We start from the raw sequence: 19,181 nt of genomic DNA, 5'->3' as shown, positions 1-19,181 counted from the left end.
AATTCTGTTGTGAAACTGCACCGAAGTTAGTCCTGCGGGTCCGTGTAACCCAATTGGTTTTACACTCCGCTCTCACTTGAACTGCTTGGAGAACTTTACCAGGTTTTTCTCGCCATACCCTCTAAGAAAAGCACTTGCCACGTACATCAGAGCATCAACGAACCAGTCTTGCGGTTCGACGGTCGCCATCACAGTCACAGGGCGGTTGTTGAGCGTTCCTGAAGCCCAAACCTCGTCTGCGGAGATTCTAACAAGTACGATATCTGCAAAAGCGCCAGAAGTGAACTTTTTATCCACAAGCTTGTTTGAAATGAACAAAAAGCCCCGTATCAGGTACGCTTGCCTCTCATCCTCGGAGCGGATCTTGAAAACTTTTAGTCTTTTCACGCCAATCTTCACATTAAGGATTGGAGAAAAGTATATGTCGGCAAGCTCGTCAAGATTGAGCTCCTCATCGTGGACTTCTTCGAGCTCAAAACCCTCACTCAATTCGAAAAATGCCCCAGAACTCCTCTGGAACTGCCTTTCCTTCATAATGCCAACCCTCCGACTCTTCATAATATATTAATGGTTCTTCATTTTAAAGTTTTCACTCTCTGTGTAAACCAAACGGTTTACACGAAAAGTTCTTAAACTTATTAGTCCCCAAATTGATTCGCTCAATTGGCCATACAATTGGATCCCTCCGCCCTCCAATCTCATAAATAAGGCATTGGGAGGGTGCCTAAAATGATCGAGGCCAAGATGGTGTTTGAGGGCAGCTTTGCAGAGGCTGAGGCCAAGATTAGGGAAGCCATACCCAGGGCCGGTTTCGGCATTGTCGGAGAGCAGGATTTCCAGGCCGTGGTTAAGAACAAGCTTGGAATCGATATGCCGCCTTACAAGGTCCTTTACCTCTGCAACCCGAAGATATTCTGGAACCTGCACAACAGGAACAAAGACATTGGAATGATTGCTCCATGTCACCTGCTCCTTTACGAGCAGGATGGCAAGACCCACCTCAGGATGGGCGTCCCAGAGGAGTTCTGGGACGAGGAAGTCCTGGCTGAACCGTTTAATAAGGTCGTTGAGACTCTAAAGAGCATCGGGTTTAAAGAAGCTTGAAGACTCCCTTTCTTTTTCTCTTCGTCCTATCCGCTTGCGTGGAGCTTAGGATCGATGGGCTTGCTCTTGTGTCAGCCTTGCTGTAATTCAAATACTCCGTCATTGTACGGAACCCACAGATTATGACCTCTGGGAATATATAACCTTTACTTTTGGTCATTGGGAGGGTTTTATCGAGGTTACGGATATGCTATTAAGAAAACCCCTAAAAACCCTGGCGATTATATCCATCGGTGAACCCCATGTCCTGGAAAGACAAGCTCGGCTTGGTTCACATCTACACTGGCAACGGGAAGGGAAAAACCACAGCAGCCTTCGGTCTTGCGGTGAGAATGCTCGGCTCCGGCGGGAGGGTGATAATCCTCCAGTTCATGAAGGCTCCCGGAGTCTACGGCGAGCAGAAGAAGATAGCAGAGTGCGGCGCGGTCATAGAGTCCTTCGGCCTGCCGAAGTTCGTCCACGGCAAACCTGAGCCAGACGACATAGAGGCGGCCAAAAAAGCTCTCCAGCGCGCGAAGGAAGTCATCTCGAGCGGTGAGTGGGATTTGGTTATCCTCGACGAGCTCTGCGTCGCTTTGGGCTTCGGTATGCTCGACGTCGAGGAAGTTAGGGAGCTCATCAAAAGTAAAGCACCGCACACCGAGCTGGTTCTTACCGGCCGCTACTGCCCGGAGGAGCTGTTTGAGCTCGCTGACTACGTCACCGAGATGAGAGAGATAAAGCATCCATACCAGGAGGGCATCCTCGCGAGGAGAGGGGTCGAGTACTGATTTCCCTCTTTTGGTTTCGACATTGACCGAAAAGCTTTTTAGTTAGGAAAGCTTAAGATAAGGCGAGGAGGTTTTAGTAACAATTCTTTAGAAAAGGGGGTGAGAGAATGAGCGAGCTGATTCACCAGATTGTTCAGGTTCTTAAGGAGCAGGTCGTCCAGGACACTGTCGTTCCGAGGAATATAAGGCGCGCCGCCGAGCAGGCCATAGAGGTCCTCCTCGACGAGAGCAAGGAGCCGGCCGTCAGGGCCGCCGATGCCATAGCCATCCTCGAGGAGATTAGCGAGGATCCGAACATGCCCATGCACACGAGGACCATCATCTGGGAGGTCCTCGGAGCCCTTGAGCAGGTTAAGTGAGCGTTTTTGCTTTTCCCGCTCATTTCCTGCGTTTTGATAACTCGTGTTGCTCATACTTTTCTGCTCAGGTACCACAGCTTCGCGCTCTCCTCAACCAGTTCGGCCTTGTAGAATGCCTCCCTGAGGCTCCTCCCGACGGTGACGATGCCGTGCTTTTCCATCAGAACGGCGTCTGACTGGCACATTACCTCTACGACGACCTTTGCCAGTTCTTCCGTCCCAGCGGGTCTGAACGGTGCGATTGGTATCCTTCTGAGGTACAGCTCCGCCTCGGGCGTTATTATCGGGAGTTCCACCTCAAGCATGGTCGCGGCTATTATGGAATATGGCGGGTGGAGGTGGGCTATAGCCTTGACGTCCGGCCTCTCGCGGTAGATGGCCAGGTGGAGTCTGTACTCTGAGGAGGGTCTAATAGCTGACAGCTGTTTTCCGTTCATGTCGATTACCGCCACCTGCTCCTTAGTCATGTCGTCCATGACGGCTCCCGTGGCCTTGATAAAGATCAGATTCCCCTGTCTTATGCTTAAATTACCTCCAAAGGCGGCCGTTAAGCCCCTCTCGTGGGCGAGGCGGGAGTATTTGACGAGCTGGGACTTAACAGTGCGGCTCATTTTTTCACCACCTTAACTCCATAACCGCAGTCCGGGCAGTATGCCTTCTCGCCCCTCCAGGCCAGCTCCCCACCGCAGATTGGGCAGGTGGTAACGTCTCCTCCCTCCTTCCAGCGCTCGTAGGTTTCTCCGTCGATGACGAGAAACATTCCCTCGTTGTCCTCCTCGAAGTGGCCCAGCACAGGGCTGCTTTCGGGCTCTAGGCTTTTTTCGTCTATGATTATGGGCTCGATGCCGATGTTGCCCTCGTATTCGAGGTCGTTGGTCGGCAGTATCTCCACCACGAAGGCCTCTATCTTCTTGTCGTGGTATGCTATAACCTCGAGGGCGTCGCTCAGCTCTCCGCTGGAGGAGATTACGTCGATGACGAGATTCTCGTTCCTCGCGAAGACCAGCGCAATTAAAAAGCGGCTCCTGTAAACGGCAAGCCCCCTGTCTAAACAGCTCTCCTCAAGGCCGAACTCTTTCATTGCCTCTCTAACCTCTTCGCCGCTCGGCAGACGGCCGTTCTCCCTTATGAAGTCCCCGATCCACTTCGCGAGTGGCATGGCGAGGGTAATGGGTTCGTAAAGCTTCATGCTCCCACCATGGCTAACTCGGGAGAAAAATTTATAAACCTACCCCGTTCACTATGGAACGGGCACAGGTCCCGCGGTAGCCTAGCCTGGGAGCGGCGGCGGACTGTAGATCCGCAGGTCCCCGGTTCAAATCCGGGCCGCGGGACCACCAGAATTCTAATGAACTTGATGTCATCGCCTTCTCCACGAGGAAGGGTTCTAATGGGCCTTTTCTCCACAGGAAAGTTTAGTGGGGAAAAAGTTTTAACCTTTTGATACGTGTTAAACTTAGGTGTTTAAAATGGCAGGGAAAAGCTTCCTCACGGAGCAGCAGATTAAAATCCTCCGTCTGCGCGCGAGAGGACTCAAGCAGAGCGAGATAGCCGAGCTTTTGGGCACGAGCAGGGCCAACATAAGCATACTTGAGAGAAGGGCCATTGAGAAGATCGAGAAGGCCAGAAACACCATCCTCATCTGGGAGCAGATAAACTCCAAGATAAGTGTTGAGGTCAGAAAGGGTGAGGACATATTCACGGTCCCTGATAAGCTCTTCAGGAAGGCGGACGAGCTTCAAATTAAGGTTCCGTACAGCACGGCCGAGGTCATAGCCTTCCTCGTCGAGCATGCCCCAATCGCAGACAGGATCGCCAAGCGTGACTTCACGCTCTTCCTCGACGCCAGGGACAGGCTCAGGATAAGCGAGTGCCTACTTGAGAAGTTCGACGAGATAGGGAAGCACGAGTGACGTGAAGATTCCGTTTAGGGCCATGGCTAAACCGCTCACCGCTCCGCTCAGCTCGTCGTCTAGGATTATCCTGGCCGTTCCGAGTCCATGAGACGTGACTCCCATGGCCAGGCCCTTCGCTATTCTGTCCTTTATCCCGGCCAGGTTCAGCAGTTCCACCCCAACGGCGTTGCCCAGTATTCCAGTTAGGATGACGAGTACTGCCGTCAGAGCTGGGACTCCGCCTATCTTCTCGCTGATACCAATGGCTATCGCCGTCGTCACGCTCTTCGGCGCTATGCTGAGGAGGATGTTCTCGGGGGCCCCGAGAAGCTTGGCGATGTAGAAAGCAGTTAAAATGGCCGTCGTTCCGCCGAAGATTATCCCGAGGCAGATTTCCTTGGCGTAGACCCTTATAGTTTCCCTCCCCTTGTAGACCGGAACCGCGAGGCTCACCACCGCCGGCCCCAAGAGGAAGCTGAGGATCCTCGCGCTGTCCATGTAGTACTCGTACGTCACGCCCAGTCCCCTGAGCAGAACCACTATGGTGATTATCGAGAGGAGCACGGGGTTGAGGTAAAAGGCCTTTTTCCTTCTGTAGAGCTCTGAGAACGCGTAAAAGACTATCAGCGTGAGCGTTATCCCGAAGGGGTTCATTCGCCCTTCCCCCTGGCGTTTTTCTCTCTAACCAACTCGACGGCCTTTGCCGTTGCCACCAGGGTGACGAGGAAGCTGAGGATCAGGGCGGCGAATATCGGGACCGCCTGGCTCTTTATTAGGCCGAGGTAGGTTACTACACCAACTCCTGGGGGGATAAAGAGGATGCTCATGTTCCTCACGAGGAACTCGGCTTCTCTCTCGACCCATTCAAGCTTTACCACACCGCTCAAAAGCGCCAGGATCAGGAGGACCATTCCCACGACGCTTCCTGGAATCGAGAGGTTTAGCCACTCGCCCAGCCACTCGCCGATAAGGAAAAAGCCGAGGATGATTGCCAGCCCCCGGTACATGTTTCCCCCTACGGTGTTGAAGTATAAAAAGCCTCCCGAAATGCCAATAAGGCTGGTCACCCTAATTTCGTTGGGTGATAAGATGCTGCTCAGAAACTACCGCTTCTCACCGCGCTACGGCCCCGAATGGGGCAGTGGCGGGGTATTCGGCCTTAGGTACCACAACGGCGTTCTCTACTTTACCCTAGCATTTGAAGCCGAGGCCCACTTCATCAGGGATGGTGAGGAGAAAACCTACGACTTCACGCTGGTCGGCGATGGGCCAACCTCCGGTGGGGACACCTACAACGCGGTAACTGCCGTCGATGAGTACATCTACTTCGGCGGCTGGGTTCACGCGCCCGCGGTCTATAAAAACCGGACGATAAGCTTTGTCAACAAGTACTCCCACGTGCACGCCTACGACACAGAAAACGACACTGTGAGGCTTCTATGGAAGGAGTCAATCTACCACGAGACCGACTGGACGGGTGAGGTTAGCGATATAATCTACGACCCCTATGGCGACAGGCTCCTGCTGGCCAGGGAGGACGGCCACGCAAACCTTGGCGTTTACGCCCTCGACAGGAGAACCGGCAAAGCTGAGGCCCTGATGCACGAACCGGCCCTGAAGGGAACCCCCGTGCACGACAGCGTATTCTTTGGAGTCGGCAACAACTTCGTGGGTGGGGTAAGGGAGTTCAGAGCGCTTGATTTGATAACCGGGAAGTGGGAGACCTTTGAGCCCGGGGAGAGCGTCGACGGGGGACCCTACATAAGGCCAGAGCTGGGGGCAATGGCAAGCGCTTACAACCGTGCCTTTGCATTCGTCCGCGGCGGACTCTTCGTTGGAAACCCCTTTATGGGCGAGGATTTCACCTTCTTCAGGCTGTTCGATTTCTACACGTTCTACGCACCCTTCAGGGTGAACGCGGTAAACGTCGGGGGAGGTATTCTCACGGCATTCAACGCGCACCATGACGCGGTATACATGTCCGGAAACGAGGAGGTGGCAGTGAACTCGAGGATAACCAACACGATAGTTGGCCCCAGCGTTCTGGTGTACATCGCGCCGCCGATGGTCAAGATAGTTGGCGCCTTTGGGGCGAGGATAACGAGCATAGAGAAGGCCGAGGGGAAGATTCTCCTGGGGACGAACAGCGCACCCAACACCGGTGAAACTGAGGCGACGCCCTTCGATACAGGCGTTAGGGACATCGTCCTCCTCGACGAGAAAATCCTCCAAGAAAGGCCTCCAGCTGTAAGCTTTTCCCTGCCCCTGTCACTCCCGAGCAGGGCCAGAAACTTTGGAGCGGGGACGTTCGGAGGAATTCCCCTCGACGGCTACCGCGAGCCGAGGGCTGTGTTCTACCTGAGTTCTGACAACAGGGTCACCGTTTACGAGTACGACCTCTCGCTTCCTCCCACTAAGGCTCAGGCCGAGACCTTTGAGCTGAAGCGCGGGAAGAACGTCCTGGATCTAAGTTACTTCAGCGGAATCGTTTCGTTCGAACTCGAAAAGGAGGATATGAAAGGAAAAGCCAGAATAGATCTTCGCTGATTCCTTTTTATTTCCTTAGGACTCTGCCTTGCCGAGGAGGTTGTTCCAGCTGTGACTGGACTTGATGAGCTCCGCAACTGTTAAGTGCTCCTCGCCGGTAACCTCGGGCTCAAGCTCCTTCAGCCTTTCGAGGAGCTCCTCCCGGCTCAGCTTTTCCTCATCAAACACCACGTAGCCGTTCCGGGCGAAGCCGTTGATGAAGGCCCGCCATATTCTTGTATCCGTCAGGAGTTCGTACTGCTTTGCTCTGGCTTCCTCGGGGGTTATCCTTCCGAACCTGAAGTCGAGTTTTGTGAGGGTTTTCTCGGGGTTCATTGCCACCACCTCAGGCCTTCGTCTTTATCGTTCCGAAGTAGTCCTCTATGTCGATGTAGGTCTTTTTGTAGAGCTCGCTGTTCTTCATCTTCTCGACGAACTCTTTTGTCCTTACGTACTTGTCCTTCTTGTAGTCCCACTCTGGGTGCAGCTTCTTCCACTCCTCCCAGGTGTAGCTGAACTGGGCCTGGACCTTGTCCCTGTAGAGCTCCGGAATGACGTTGAAGGTACAGAACGGCACTATTCTTCCGTCGGGCAGCGCGTAGTGGATGACGCAGCGCTCAACCCTCTCAACGTCGTAGTTGTACTCGTCCATGAAGTGCATCATTCCGAGGAAGAGCGCGTTGATGTGGAACTTTCCGAGGGCCTCGTAGTTTCCGTGCATGAAGGCGTTCTTGATGAGGCCGAGGACGTCGAGGTCTTTGGGAGCGTACTTTTCGTCGTAGAAGCTCTTGAACTTGAGGAATATCTCGGCTCCGAGCTTGAGCTTCTGGAGTCTGCCGAGTTGCTTCCACTTCTCTATTTCCTCAGCCCTGCTCTCAAGGTACTCGACGAAGCCCTCAACATCGAGGAAGCGTGAGATTGGAACGACGCGCTTCTTCTCCCTGTCGAGGAAGACGTAGGTGGCAGCGCCGCAGCAGTAATGGCTGGTCATGTAGTAGCGAGAGCCGGTGAAGGCCTCGAAAAAGCGCGCTATGTGGCCGGCTATCGGTATCGGGTACCAGTCGTCCATCGCTATTGCCCCGCCGGTCTGCTCCTCTATGCGCTTTATTGCCCCCGGAATAGTTATCCTGAACCTCTGGCGCTCCTTCTTTGGAACCCTGCCGACGAGAGAAATCGGCTGGAAGTTCACACCCCTAACGATGTCGAGGTGGTTGAGGCCGAAGTTGATTATAGCGCCGAGCTCGTGGTCGTTGACGTTCCTTATGGTGGTTGGAACGAGCACTATTCCGGGACCACCTGCCTTCCTAACGTTCTCGAAGATGAGCGGGATCTCCCAGTGATTCTTCCAGTTGGTCTGGGGCGTCATTCCATCGTAGCTCAGATAGAGGGTGTTCACCCCTGCCTCCCTGATCTTCTTGACCAGCTCTGGCTCGAAGGCGAGCTTGATTCCATCCGTGTTTAGCTGGACGTGGTCGTAGCCCTCTTCCTTCGCTATCTTGATGATCTCTATGAGGTCTTCTCTAATTGTTGGCTCTCCACCCGTGAGCTGGACGGCGTTGGCTCCAACTGGGTACTCCTTCTTGGCGTTGCGAAGCATCATGCGAATCTGCTCAAGCGTCGGCTCGTAGATGGGCTGGCCTTCCTTGGCGTAGAAGAAGCAGTACCAGCAGCTCAGGTTGCAGCGGTTGGTGAGAACGATGTTGAGCAGGTTGGTGTGGGAGCGGTGTCTGGCACACAATCCACAGTCGAAGGGGCAGTTGACGCCTGAGTTCTCGACGTTGAAACTGAGGAGCTTCCAGTCATACTTCCATTTCTGGAAGCGGTAGTACTGCTCAACGCTCTCATAATAAACATCGGTGATCATGCCTTCGGGACAGCGCTTGGTTATCCAAACCTTTCCATCCTTCTCCCAGATGAGGGCGGGAACGACCCTCCTCGTCTCGGGACACAGGGAATACGTCTTATGTGGCAGCGGGCCGCCATAATTCCTGCTGGCGGCCTTTATCATCTCCTCAAACTCTTCCTCCGTGAGCTCGGGGAACTCAATTATGTCCCGTACCCTGCGGGTGAGTTGCTCGAACTCCTTTTCCCCGCTGGGTACTTCGCCAACACTCTCTGCCATAGGGGTCACCTCTCCCATCGTCGCCTTTAGTGGATTCTTCAATCGCTGAGTATAAAAACTTTTGCGTAAATATGCAGATTTGCTTTCATAGGTGGGATGGAGGTGGGTGCATCTGGCTTATCTGGCGAAATTTTGAGCATCCCACTGGGTAGGGGCTAAAGTCCGGGCGGGAAGAAACGGTTAAAAGTTCCGGGTCAAACTTAAGGCGGTGGTAGAATGCCAGCGAGAGAGATGAGGATGGAAATGTTCCTCCGGGCGCTCCTCAGGAGGGACTTCAGCAAGGCCAAGGCCCATCTCGAAAAGCTCCAGAAGATGGCTGGGAGCGACGAGTGGGGGCGCGGCTACGGCAAGGCGATAACCGGATTCATGAGCGCCATAAAGGACAACGACCCCGATGCGTTGATAGTCCAGCTTATAAAGGAGCACGACAGGGAGAAGGCCGAGAAGCTGCTGAAACACTTCGAGGGAATTCTCGAGCACGACTTCCGCGACGAGTATGAGAAGGGCTACTACACAGCCTGGATCGAGTTCCTCAAGGCTTACCTCTCTCAGAAGGCACTGACGCAGAAGCGCTGAGGTGTTCCCATGGGGAAAGAGGAGCTCATGAAGAAGCTAGAGGAGAAAATCAGAAGCTGCCGGAAGTGTCCCCTCGGCGAGCTCAGGACGAACGCAGTTCCAGGTGCCGGGAGCTACGAGGCCAAGGTGATGTTCGTCGGGGAAGCTCCGGGCTACTGGGAGGACCAGAAGGGGCTTCCTTTCGTTGGGAGGGCAGGAAAGGTTCTTGACGAGCTTTTGGCGGAGATCGGCCTCAAACGAGAGGACGTCTATATTACCAACATAGTCAAATGCCGTCCTCCAGACAATAGAGACCCAACGGAGGAGGAAATCAAGGCTTGTTCGCCGTACCTTGACAGGCAGATAGACATCATAAAGCCAAAGGTCATCGTTCCACTTGGGAGACACTCGATGCGTTACATACTCGAGAAGTTCGGCTTCGATACTGAGCCGATAAGCAAGATACACGGAAAAACCTTCGAAGCGCACACACTTTTCGGGAAGATCGTCATAATGCCGATGTACCACCCTGCCGTCGCCCTTTACCGGCCAGCTTTGCGGGAGGAGCTCAGGAGGGACTTTCATAAGTTGAAAACGCTGATTGGAGAATCTTCGTGAAAATTTCTTCACTCCTCAATTACTCTTCTGAGTGATTTTCTCCCTCTTAGCGTTTTTTAAGGTTTAATTGCGCTTTTCTGAAGCTTTTTCTGGGAAAGGTTTTTATGATATTAGTGGGCATTAATGTACTTGAAAGTTCCAATTAATGCAGAGATCCATGAAATTCACCTTGAATGCAGTAACTAAGTCTTTAATGGGTGGAAGCGTTCCCGAAAATTTTTCGAGAATACGACAGTATGACAAAGGATCTACAGAAAGCTTTATATTCTCCTCGTATTCCTTTGCATGAAACACTTCAGGAGGTGAAAATGTGTCGGACTTCGGTGTGTTGGCATTACTGCCCCCATTGGTTGCCATTATCTTAGCTATCTGGACAAAGAGGGTCATCCTGGCGCTGTTCGCGGGCGTCTGGATTGGTGGAGTGATGGTCGCCGGCGGCAATCCGGTGGTCGGGACCACCCAGACGCTGGAGTGGATTGTCAGTAGCGTTACAAGCGACTGGAACGCCAGGATACTCATATTTGACTTCCTGATCGGCGCAGGTGTCGGACTTATCTACAAGTCCGGCGCAGTCCACGCGCTAGCGGCTTCCCTGGCAAGGAGGGTCAAAAGCAGCAGGGGAGCCTCAGTCCTCGGATGGATCCTTGGTGTACTGGTGTTCTTCGATGACTACACCAACACCATAGTCGTCGGAAACACCATGAGGCCCATAACTGACAGGATGAGGGTTTCCAGGGAGATGCTCGCTTACATAGACGACTCTACCGCGGCACCGGTAGCTGGACTGGCACTCGTCTCAACTTGGATAGGATACGAGCTGCTCATGATAGGAAGGGGATTCGACAGCGCCAACGTCGTCTACGGAACCTATGACGCTTGGCTCTCAAGCGTTCCCTACAGGTTCTATTCGATACTGGCAATAATACTCGTTTTCATCGTTGCATACACCCACAGGCACTACGGCCCCATGCTGAAGGCTGAATACCGCGCCAGGACCGAGGGCAAAGTCCTCCGCGACGGTGCGAAGCCGCTCATGACGACCGAGGCTGACCTGGGAATGCCCAAGGAGGGCGGAAACCTCTGGGACTTCGTGATTCCTATACTCGTCCTTGTTGGAGTCTCGATGCTGGGACTCTGGTACACCGGAGCGGCTAACCTGGAAGCCTACAGTCAGGATCTCGGCTGGTGGACCGATCTGGAGAACCCGTTCGGTGTCAACTTCCTCAACTACGGCTTCATCGAGTCCTTCCGTGAGGCCGACGCTGCAACAGCACTCCTCTGGGGCTCCTTCGCCATGGTCGTCGTTGCCAGCATAATGCTCCTTGGCAGGAGGAAGATGACCGTTGAGGAGTGGGAAGACACCGTTATAAAGGGAATGAAGCAGATGCTCTTCGCCAACACCATCCTTGTCCTTGCTTGGAGCCTTGGAACCGCCGCTGAAAGCGTTGGAACCGGTGACTACGTCATCAGCCTTGCGACCAGCTCTGGGGCGAACCTCGGACCATGGATGCCGCTGATAATGTTCCTCTCTGCGATGTTCGTTGCCTTCACCACGGGAACCAGCTGGGGAACTTTCGCCATAATGGTTCCGCTTGGAGTCCAGCTCAGCCTGGCCTTCACCAACGGTCAGGTCAACGAGATAGTCTTCGCCACCATCGGAGCCACATTTACCGGAAGCATCTTCGGCGACCACTGCTCACCTATCAGTGATACCACCATCATGAGCTCCATGTTCAGTGGTTCTGACCACATAGACCACGTCACAACCCAGATACCCTATGCCTTCACGGTTGCGGGAATTGGCAGCGTGCTGTACCTCCTGTTTGCCCTGGGAATCACGAGCTGGGTGATACTCCTGCCGCTGGGTATAGCCCTCCTCGTCGGTGCGTGGTACGTCCTCAGCGAGTGGTACGGCAAGAAGTACGGCATACCGCATGGCAAGGTGCCCATCTACGTCGCCGAGGAATGAGCTTTCCCTTTTCTACCATCTTTTTAAGCCCTTGGACTGACTCTTCTTGGAGGTGAGGAAATGCTAATAAGGTCATTTGTCCCGGCACACATCACGGCGTTCTTCGTTCCCAAGTTCCACGATGATCCCCTTAGGGCGGGTTCGCTGGGGGCTGGAGTTAACCTCTCAAAGGGCACAAACGTCTTCGTGAGCGTTGAAACAGGAACACTCGAGCGACACATCCATATAGCGTTTAACGGTGAGCCCGTTGAGAGGGACGAGGCCGTTATAAGCTACTCCGTCGCGGACGAGCTAACGCCAAAAGACTTTGAGGGAGAGGTCGAGGTGTGGCAGTACTTTGATTTTCCAAACGGCTACGGCTTTGGCAACAGCGCCGGTGGAGCCCTGGGGACGGCTCTTGCCCTATCATACCGCTTTGGGGGAACCTACCTAAGGGCCGCCCAAATCGCTCACAAACACGAGGTTCTCAACAAAGGTGGCCTCGGTGACATTGTGGGACAGCTCGCCGGGGGTATAGAGATCAGGGTAAAGGCCGGCGGCCCGGGAATCGGTGTGGTGGACAACCTGTTCTTTGAGGATTGCAGGGTGCTTGTTGTTCCCCTTGGAAGACTCTCGACAAAGGAAGTGCTCGACGGCGACGTAATTAGGGCCATAGAGGTCGAAGGCTCAAAAGCCTTGGAAAGACTCCTCGCCGATCCGAGACCGGAGCGCATGATGGTTCTCGCGAGGGAGTTCGCCGAAAGAACCGGCCTCCTGAGCGGGGAACTCCTCGAGCTGGCGAAGCAAATAGATAAGGTTCTATCCAGCCCAAGCTCAATGATAATGCTCGGCAAAGGTCTCTTCGCCCTTGTGAGGCCGAAGGAGATTGAAATGGTCAGGGAAGTTGTCACCGACCTTGAGGTTCCCTTTGACATCGTGGAGGTCTTCAGGGGAAGGCCAGAAGTCGGGCGGTGGGTGGGGTAGACTTTTATCTTCTTCAGCCCTATTCCCTTCGGTGGTGAGTATGGCAGACATGAAATACAGAGAGCTTTCTGACCTTTACCGCAGGCTCGAGAAGACCACACTCAAGACGCTGAAGACCAAGTTTGTGGCCGATTTCCTGAAGAGGGTTCCCGATGAGGAGCTCCTTGAGATAGTCCCCTACCTTATCCTCGGTAAGGTCTTTCCGGATTGGGACGAGCGGGAACTCGGTGTCGGTGAGAAGCTTCTCATAAAGGCTGTTTCTAAGGCCACTGGCATCCAGGAGAAGGAAATCGAAAACTCCGTCAAAGACACGGGTGATCTGGGCGAGAGCGTGGCTCTGGCATTGAAGAAAAAGAGGCAGAAGAGCTTCTTCTCCCAGCCGCTCACTATAAAGCGCGTCTACAAGACCTTCGTCAAGATAGCCGAGGCGAGCGGCGAGGGGAGCCAGGACAGGAAGCTAAAATACCTCGCCAACCTCTTCATGGACGCCGAGGCCGAGGAAGGAAAATATCTGGCCAGAACTGTCCTTGGAACGATGAGGACTGGTGTCGCCGAGGGAATTCTGAGGGATGCGATAGCCGAGGCCTTCAAGGTCAAGGCGGAGTTAGTTGAGCGCGCCTACATGCTCACTAGCGACTTCGGCTACGTGGCGAAGGTATCCAAGCTTGAGGGCAACGAGGGTCTTTCAAAGGTTCAGATCCAGATAGGTAAGCCGATAAGGCCAATGCTGGCCCAGCTGGCGGCAAACGTCAAAGAGGCTTTAATCGAGATGGGCGGTGAAGCGGCGTTTGAGATAAAGTACGATGGGGCGCGAGTTCAGATCCACAAGGACGGCGATAAGGTTGTAGTCTACTCCCGCAGGCTGGAGAACGTCACACGGTCAATCCCAGAGATGGTTGAGGCGATAAAGTCCCAGATAAAGGCGGAAAAGGCGATAGTCGAGGGCGAACTGGTGGCGGTCGGGGAAGGCGGCCGTCCAAGGCCCTTCCAGTACGTGCTCAGGCGCTTCAGGAGGAAGTATAACATAGAGGAGATGATAGAGAAAATCCCGCTGGAGCTGAACCTCTTTGACGCCCTATACGTTGACGGAGAAGGGCTTATAGACGTTCAATTCCGCGAGAGGAGAGCCAAGCTCGAGGAAATTGTCGAGGAAAGTGGGAAGGTTAAGCTCGCCCAGCAGCTCGTCACGAAGAACCCGGAGGATGCGGAGGAGTTCTACAAGCGGGCCCTTGAGCTCGGTCACGAGGGACTCATGGCGAAGCGCTTGGATTCCGTCTATGAGCCCGGAAACAGGGGCAAGAAGTGGCTCAAGATAAAGCCCACCATGGAGAATCTCGACCTTGTCATTATAGGTGCGGAGTGGGGCGAGGGAAGGCGTGCCCATGTACTTGGCTCTTTCCTAGTTGCCGCCTATGACCCAGAGCAGGGCCGCTTCGTTCCCGTTGGAAAAGTGGGTAGCGGCTTCACGGACGAGGATTTGATCGAGTTCACCAAGATGCTCAAACCCCTTATAGTCAGGGAGGAGGGCAAGTACGTCGAGATAGAGCCCAAGGTGGTCGTTGAGGTAACTTACCAGGAGATACAGAAGAGCCCGAAGTATGAGAGCGGCTTCGCTTTGCGCTTCCCGCGCTACGTGGCCCTGAGGGAAGACAAGGGTCCAGAAGAGGCCGATACCCTGGAGCGCATCGCCCAGCTCTACGAGTTCCAGGAGAGGTTCAAGGCAAAGAGGTGAGTTCCTCTTTCTCTTCTTCCTCTGGGATCAGCCCTGTGGCGAGCTTAGCCGCTTTCTCCGCCATCACCGCGGTGGCGAGCATAAATGCCGTAGATATGGCTGCCAAGGAGGTAACAACCTCAACAGGCAGGCCTTCGATGGCCGCCAGCGGGGGCAAATCGTAGACTGCATGTGCAGCCATGGAGAACGCCAGCCCGCTGAACCTTTTCCATCCGCTCCCACTCAGGAGAAAACTGGCCGAGACTGCTGCCCAAACTGTGTGGAGTCCGACGAGAACCACTCTAACGCCGGCTAAGTATAGGCTCTCTCCGAGAGCTATTATCCCAGCGGTGTAAGCCAATCCCTCTATTAAGCCAAGGAATAAGCCTGTTCCGGCTACCAGTTTCCACTTTTCCCATTTTTGGGCATCCCTGAAGAAGGCTAGGGGAAGGAGCTTAACACTCTCCTCGACGAGACCAGCGGCTGCCGCCAAAGCTAGCCCACTTCCGAGAAGGAGAACCGGAAGCTCAAGAATGGAGGCGAGAATCAACGCCAAGAGTCCCATCCCAAAGGCCCTGCCAAGCCATCCCACTTCTGGGAAGCGCCTCCAGGTTCTAAGCGTGCGCTTTACGCCGAGGAGAACGCTTAAACCACCAACCACCACTACAACCCCGAAGTAGTACTCGATGACCCTTTCGGCCGCTAGCATGGTATAGTTTCTCCTTTATCGCTTATTAACCTGATTTCCTCCCCGCCCTTAAGGGCGAGGCTTGACGGAATAGCCAAGCTTTTTAAGGTTCGTGTCTATCTAATGCTGAATTCATGCCATGATTGACATGAGGGTGTCCAAAATGAAGGACGAGCTCATCGAGCTGATATTCCAGGAGGAGGCAATACTCTTCGGGCACTTCGTTCTCACCTCCGGCAAAGAGAGCGACTACTACATAAACGTCAAGAAGCTCATAACGAACCCGAAGGCTCTGAAGCTCATCGCGCGGCTGATGAAGTCCAGGGTGGAAGAGATGGGCCTGGAGTTCGATAGAATAGCTGGTCCAGAGCTTGGAGCGGTTCCCATCGCAACGGCCCTGGCCCTTGAGACCGACAAGCCTCTCATCATCGTCAGAAAGAAAAAGAAGGAGCACGGCACGGGGAAGCAGATCGAGGGTGAGATCAATCCTGGAGATAGAATCCTCCTCGTTGAAGACGTCACGACGACCGGCGGGAGTGTCCTGAGGGCCGCGGAGATACTTGAAAAGCAGGGTGCGGAAGTTGTTGCGATAAGCGTTGTAGTAGACAGGGAGGAGGGAGCTAAGGAAAAGATAGAAGAGAAGTATACCTTCCTCCCACTCGTCTCTGTATCAGAGCTTTTTGCCCGCAGAGGCCTTGTCCGTATGGAGAAGCGAGAGTAGGCCCTCGTGCAGCTTGTGGAGGAGCTTCTCCCTTTTCTTTTCTCCGAATATCCACCCTTCCAGGATGTCACCCGCCTCGATTATGGCTTTGGATGCCTTTGAGTGAGGTGCGTAGTCAACGACGGGCCTCCCCTTGTTGGTGGCCTCGGGGACCTTGTGGTCGTAGGGTACTATCCCAATGACGGGCACCTCGACGCTGTACTCGAGGAAGTCTACTATATCGTCGACATTTGGTGAGGATTCCCTGACCTTGTTGAGTATGATCCCAACCTTTAGACCGTAGCCCTCTCCAAGGGCCTTTAGTTTCACTACCTCGTTCTCTATCATCCTGTGGATGAAGTGGATCGGACAGCGCTCTATCTCAACTATGATGAGCTGGTACTGAGCCAGTCTGAAGGTCGAGATCGTGTCGAACGGTATTCCAACGGGCGAATCTATTACCGTGACTTGATATCTCGTCTGTATTTCCCTCACGATATCTCTCAGCCTTCTCTGGTCTATGTCTAGGATGTCGTAGAGCTTTGAGCTCCCCGGAAGAACGTCCACATGTGTTTTAACGTCTGGGTATACTGCATCGAGAACTCTCATTTCGGGGTTCTTTATCAGGGTGTGGAGGTTGTAGATTGGGTTGTCTATGCCGAAGTGGAACGCGAGTTTTGGGAGATATAGGTCGCCGTCTATGACGAGTGTTTTGTAGTTCTTCTTGGCGAAGTAGGTGCTTAGATTTGCGGTCATGGTGGTTTTTCCAGCCCCGCCCCTTCCTGTGATAACTACGGATACCATTGGCTTAGTCCTCCTGGTTTTTAAATTATAATAAATGATAATAATGATTTGGAAGAAAAGCCTCAGATGTAGTCCTCAAGCGTTTTTGCCCTGACCATTATTGAGGCCTTTTCTTGGCCGTAGAATATCTCTACAAGCCCGTCAGATTCGAGTTGTTTTACGGTTTTAAGAACCGTAGGCATTGGGGTCTCAAGTTCCTCGCTCAGGTTCTGGAGGGCCACAGCCCCCCTTTTGGTGGCGAGGATTTTATAAACCACATCCTTACGCCTGCCGAACATCAACGGCACCGTTATTTTATTACTCGCTCATCCTAAATAAACCTTCCGAAGGGGGTTTTGACGTTCATTCAAGGTCAGGTTTATAAAGCCTCTCCGAAATGGGCAATTATGCAGGGACTTGTTGAGAGGCTGGACTGGGAAGGACTCGGCATCGTTAAGCTCGGGAATAGGGAAATCCACGTCCCGTTCACTGCCCCAGGGGATGTGGTTGAGATCAAGCGGTGGCGGAGAAAAAAGCGGACGCTTATAGCTACCGAGTATGAAATTGTTGAACATTCCGAAATCCGAGGAAAGCCCGTCTGTCCTTATTTTGGAACCTGCGGGGGGTGCCTTCTCCAGCATCTGCCCTATGATGAGCAAGTCAAGTTTAAATCTGACAAGCTTTCCGAAATTCTTGGGATGGAAGTTGATGTTATACCATCTCCTGAGATATATGGTCATCGAAACCGCATTGATGTTGTCATTTCGACAGGGGGTATAGGCTTCAGGAGGCGCGGCACCTGGTGGGACGTGGTGAACATCGAGGGGTGTCCCGTCTTTGGAGATGCCAGCAGAAGGGTCCTCAGCTCACTCAGGGAGTTCATAGAGGACCACAAACCGAGCCTCTATGAGATAGGCAAGAATAAGGGCTTCCTGCGCTACATCGTCATCCGTGAGGGTAAGTTCACGGGCGAGCTAATGGTGAACCTCGTAACTGGCCAGGGGAGCCTTTCCGAGGATTTTCCGGCCTACTTCGACTACGCCGATTCCATCTACTGGAGTGTGAACAGAACGCCGAGCGATGTTTCCTATGGGGAGGTGGAGAGATTCTGGAAGAACGAATTCATACGCGAGAGGCTCGACGATGTCGTTTACCTCATCCATCCCAACAGCTTCTTCCAGACGAACAGCTACCAGGCGGTTAATCTTGTGAAAGAAGTCGAAAAGGCCGTTGAAGGTGAGAGAGTTCTCGACCTTTACTCTGGTGTTGGGACGTTCGGCGTTTACCTTGCAAAGAGAGACTTTAAAGTGGAGGGCATTGAAATAAACCCCTTCGCTGTGGAAATGGCGAACCGCAATGCCGAACTGAACAACGTTGATGCCATCTTTAGGGTTGGTGAAGACAAGGACGTCGAGAACTTGGCAAACTACGACACAGTAATACTTGATCCGCCAAGGGCAGGTTTACATCCGAAGCTGATTAGGAAAATCTTAAAGGATGAACCGCAAACCATCGTTTACGTATCCTGCAATCCGAGGACTCTCAAGCTGAACTTGGATAAATTACTCTCGAAGTACTCCATAGAGAGTGCTGTTGGCTTGGATATGTTTCCTCATACACCCCACGTAGAAGTGGTTGTCAAACTTAAATTCAAGGTTTAACTTTAGAACCGGTAAGTTCAAAAACTTAATATACTTGGTCTGCATAACATTGGACAGGGGTGATGAAAAATGCTCGATGAAAGAGACAAGATTATAATCGACATGCTCACCAAAGATGCCCGCACTCCTTTCACGGAGATAGCCAAAGTTTTGGGCATCAGTGAGACCGCCGTAAGGAAGAGGGTGCGGGCCCTCGAGGAAGCAGGAGTGATAAGGCAGTACACCATCGTGGTGGACCCATCCAAGCTCGGCTATAACCTCGTGAGCCTGACGGGAGTTGACACCCTTCCCGAGAAGATATTCGAGGTCGCGAACAAGCTTAAGGAGTTCGAGTTCGTCAGGGAGGTCTACCTCACCAGCGGCGACCACATGATAATGGCAGAAGTCTGGGCCAAAGACGGAGAAGACCTCTCCGAGATAATCTCCAACAAGATTGGCAGGCTCGAAGGTGTCACCAAAGTCTGCCCGGCCATAATCCTTGAGAAGCTCAAGTGAGGCCGAGATTTTGCTTCTTCAAACTCTTTTTATGCTCTGCGCTGGATTAGTTAGGCTTTTGATGTTTCATAAAAGTCCAGAGAGAAATGTCCGCGCTGATAACCGCAACTTTAAAACTGTCCAAAACATTCCACCAGCGCTCAAACTTTTGCCCGGCAAAAGTTTGGGGTGGTGCGGTGGCCGGGATTTGAACCCGGGTCACCGGCTTGGGAGGCCGGTGTCCTAGACCAGGCTAGACTACCACCGCGCGGTAAATACTAAG

At 53.3% G+C, this 19,181-nt stretch carries 23 protein-coding genes and 2 tRNA genes; 14 read left to right on the top strand and 11 right to left on the bottom strand.

Annotated features, from left to right (window positions below):
• Positions 1-72: 72 nt before the first annotated feature.
• Positions 73-558 (bottom strand): hypothetical protein, encoded by a 486-nt coding sequence (locus E3E23_RS05875; protein WP_167907120.1) that lies wholly within the window; start codon positions 556-558, stop codon positions 73-75.
• Positions 559-729: 171 nt separating this feature from the next.
• Between E3E23_RS05875 and E3E23_RS05870 the strand changes: the two genes are divergently transcribed.
• The 3 genes from E3E23_RS05870 (at position 730) to E3E23_RS05860 (ending at position 2,233) form a co-directional block, all read left to right on the top strand.
• Positions 730-1,104, top strand: coding sequence for a DUF302 domain-containing protein (locus E3E23_RS05870; RefSeq protein ID WP_167907118.1), 375 nt, complete (start codon positions 730-732; stop codon positions 1,102-1,104).
• Between the two features lie 242 nt (positions 1,105-1,346).
• Complete coding sequence (cobO, locus tag E3E23_RS05865; RefSeq protein WP_167907498.1) at positions 1,347-1,874, top strand: cob(I)yrinic acid a,c-diamide adenosyltransferase; 528 nt, start codon at positions 1,347-1,349, stop codon at positions 1,872-1,874.
• A 107-nt stretch (positions 1,875-1,981) separates the two neighbouring features.
• The gene (locus tag E3E23_RS05860) at positions 1,982-2,233 is read left to right on the top strand and encodes a UPF0147 family protein (protein ID WP_012572490.1); all 252 of its coding nucleotides are present in this window, start codon (positions 1,982-1,984) and stop codon (positions 2,231-2,233) included.
• A 50-nt stretch (positions 2,234-2,283) separates the two neighbouring features.
• Here the strand turns inward: E3E23_RS05860 and E3E23_RS05855 are convergent, their stop codons facing one another.
• Positions 2,284-2,844: an aldolase gene (locus tag E3E23_RS05855; protein WP_167907116.1), complete on the bottom strand. Its 561-nt coding sequence runs from the start codon at positions 2,842-2,844 to the stop codon at positions 2,284-2,286.
• On the bottom strand, positions 2,841-3,422 hold the full coding sequence (locus E3E23_RS05850; protein WP_167907114.1) for a hypothetical protein: 582 nt from the start codon (positions 3,420-3,422) through the stop codon (positions 2,841-2,843). Before E3E23_RS05850 ends, E3E23_RS05855 begins: the two co-directional genes overlap by 4 nt.
• 70 nt (positions 3,423-3,492) lie before the next feature.
• Here E3E23_RS05850 and E3E23_RS05845 point away from each other — a divergent pair.
• Positions 3,493-3,570, top strand: a tRNA-Tyr gene (locus E3E23_RS05845).
• A gap of 132 nt (positions 3,571-3,702) precedes the next feature.
• Positions 3,703-4,146, top strand: a complete 444-nt coding sequence (locus E3E23_RS05840; protein ID WP_167907112.1) for a Tfx family DNA-binding protein — start codon at positions 3,703-3,705, stop codon at positions 4,144-4,146.
• On the opposite strand, the gene E3E23_RS05835 is transcribed toward E3E23_RS05840, so the two are convergent.
• Entirely contained in the window at positions 4,108-4,782 is a 675-nt protein-coding gene (locus E3E23_RS05835; RefSeq protein ID WP_167907110.1) for a CidB/LrgB family autolysis modulator, read from the bottom strand. The genes E3E23_RS05840 and E3E23_RS05835 overlap by 39 nt on opposite strands.
• Positions 4,779-5,135, bottom strand: coding sequence for a CidA/LrgA family protein (locus tag E3E23_RS05830; RefSeq protein WP_167907108.1), 357 nt, complete (start codon positions 5,133-5,135; stop codon positions 4,779-4,781). Before E3E23_RS05830 ends, E3E23_RS05835 begins: the two co-directional genes overlap by 4 nt.
• An 82-nt stretch (positions 5,136-5,217) precedes the next feature.
• Between E3E23_RS05830 and E3E23_RS05825 the strand changes: the two genes are divergently transcribed.
• Positions 5,218-6,675: a DUF2139 domain-containing protein gene (locus E3E23_RS05825; RefSeq protein ID WP_167907106.1), complete on the top strand. Its 1,458-nt coding sequence runs from the start codon at positions 5,218-5,220 to the stop codon at positions 6,673-6,675.
• Between the two features lie 15 nt (positions 6,676-6,690).
• Here E3E23_RS05825 and E3E23_RS05820 read toward each other — a convergent pair whose 3' ends face one another.
• Complete coding sequence (locus E3E23_RS05820; RefSeq protein ID WP_167907104.1) at positions 6,691-6,990, bottom strand: DUF3213 domain-containing protein; 300 nt, start codon at positions 6,988-6,990, stop codon at positions 6,691-6,693.
• A 10-nt stretch (positions 6,991-7,000) separates the two neighbouring features.
• A complete protein-coding gene (gene tes / locus E3E23_RS05815; RefSeq protein WP_167907102.1) occupies positions 7,001-8,776 on the bottom strand; it encodes a tetraether lipid synthase Tes in 1,776 nt (591 codons plus the stop codon).
• Positions 8,777-8,992: 216 nt separating this feature from the next.
• Between tes and E3E23_RS05810 the strand changes: the two genes are divergently transcribed.
• From E3E23_RS05810 to E3E23_RS05790, 5 genes are all read left to right on the top strand, one after another.
• Positions 8,993-9,352 (top strand): hypothetical protein, encoded by a 360-nt coding sequence (locus E3E23_RS05810; RefSeq protein ID WP_167907100.1) that lies wholly within the window; start codon positions 8,993-8,995, stop codon positions 9,350-9,352.
• 9 nt (positions 9,353-9,361) lie between these two features.
• Positions 9,362-9,949, top strand: a complete 588-nt coding sequence (udg, locus tag E3E23_RS05805; protein WP_167907098.1) for a type-4 uracil-DNA glycosylase — start codon at positions 9,362-9,364, stop codon at positions 9,947-9,949.
• 310 nt (positions 9,950-10,259) lie between these two features.
• Positions 10,260-11,918 carry a Na+/H+ antiporter NhaC family protein gene (locus tag E3E23_RS05800; protein ID WP_167907096.1) on the top strand — a complete coding sequence of 553 codons (1,659 nt, stop codon included), beginning with the start codon at positions 10,260-10,262 and terminating at the stop codon, positions 11,916-11,918.
• Positions 11,919-11,978: 60 nt separating this feature from the next.
• Positions 11,979-12,881: a pantoate kinase gene (locus E3E23_RS05795; protein WP_167907094.1), complete on the top strand. Its 903-nt coding sequence runs from the start codon at positions 11,979-11,981 to the stop codon at positions 12,879-12,881.
• Positions 12,882-12,930: 49 nt separating this feature from the next.
• Positions 12,931-14,613, top strand: coding sequence for an ATP-dependent DNA ligase (locus E3E23_RS05790; RefSeq protein WP_167907496.1), 1,683 nt, complete (start codon positions 12,931-12,933; stop codon positions 14,611-14,613).
• Here the strand turns inward: E3E23_RS05790 and E3E23_RS05785 are convergent.
• On the bottom strand, positions 14,597-15,301 hold the full coding sequence (locus E3E23_RS05785; RefSeq protein WP_167907092.1) for a hypothetical protein: 705 nt from the start codon (positions 15,299-15,301) through the stop codon (positions 14,597-14,599). The genes E3E23_RS05790 and E3E23_RS05785 overlap by 17 nt on opposite strands.
• A gap of 142 nt (positions 15,302-15,443) precedes the next feature.
• Between E3E23_RS05785 and pyrE the strand changes: the two genes are divergently transcribed.
• Positions 15,444-16,001, top strand: a complete 558-nt coding sequence (gene pyrE, locus E3E23_RS05780; RefSeq protein WP_167907090.1) for an orotate phosphoribosyltransferase — start codon at positions 15,444-15,446, stop codon at positions 15,999-16,001.
• Here pyrE and E3E23_RS05775 read toward each other — a convergent pair.
• Both E3E23_RS05775 and E3E23_RS05770 read right to left on the bottom strand, forming a co-directional pair.
• Positions 15,951-16,784 carry a MinD/ParA family protein gene (locus tag E3E23_RS05775; RefSeq protein WP_167907088.1) on the bottom strand — a complete coding sequence of 278 codons (834 nt, stop codon included), beginning with the start codon at positions 16,782-16,784 and terminating at the stop codon, positions 15,951-15,953. The genes pyrE and E3E23_RS05775 overlap by 51 nt on opposite strands.
• A gap of 62 nt (positions 16,785-16,846) precedes the next feature.
• Positions 16,847-17,062 carry a helix-turn-helix transcriptional regulator gene (locus E3E23_RS05770; protein ID WP_167907494.1) on the bottom strand — a complete coding sequence of 72 codons (216 nt, stop codon included), beginning with the start codon at positions 17,060-17,062 and terminating at the stop codon, positions 16,847-16,849.
• A 108-nt stretch (positions 17,063-17,170) separates the two neighbouring features.
• On the opposite strand from E3E23_RS05770, the gene rlmD reads away from it, so the two are divergent.
• Both rlmD and lrpA read left to right on the top strand, forming a co-directional pair.
• Entirely contained in the window at positions 17,171-18,424 is a 1,254-nt protein-coding gene (gene rlmD, locus E3E23_RS05765; protein ID WP_167907086.1) for a 23S rRNA (uracil(1939)-C(5))-methyltransferase RlmD, read from the top strand.
• Positions 18,425-18,493: 69 nt separating this feature from the next.
• On the top strand, positions 18,494-18,919 hold the full coding sequence (gene lrpA / locus E3E23_RS05760) for an HTH-type transcriptional regulator LrpA (protein WP_167907084.1): 426 nt from the start codon (positions 18,494-18,496) through the stop codon (positions 18,917-18,919).
• A gap of 169 nt (positions 18,920-19,088) precedes the next feature.
• On the opposite strand, the gene E3E23_RS05755 is transcribed toward lrpA, so the two are convergent.
• A tRNA-Gly gene (locus E3E23_RS05755) sits at positions 19,089-19,166 on the bottom strand.
• Between the last annotated feature and the right edge of the window lie 15 nt (positions 19,167-19,181).

It is taken from the genome of Thermococcus sp. CX2 (genome assembly GCF_012027555.1).
GTDB lineage: Archaea > Methanobacteriota_B > Thermococci > Thermococcales > Thermococcaceae > Thermococcus.
This window is presented reverse-complemented; position numbering and strand designations above follow the sequence as displayed.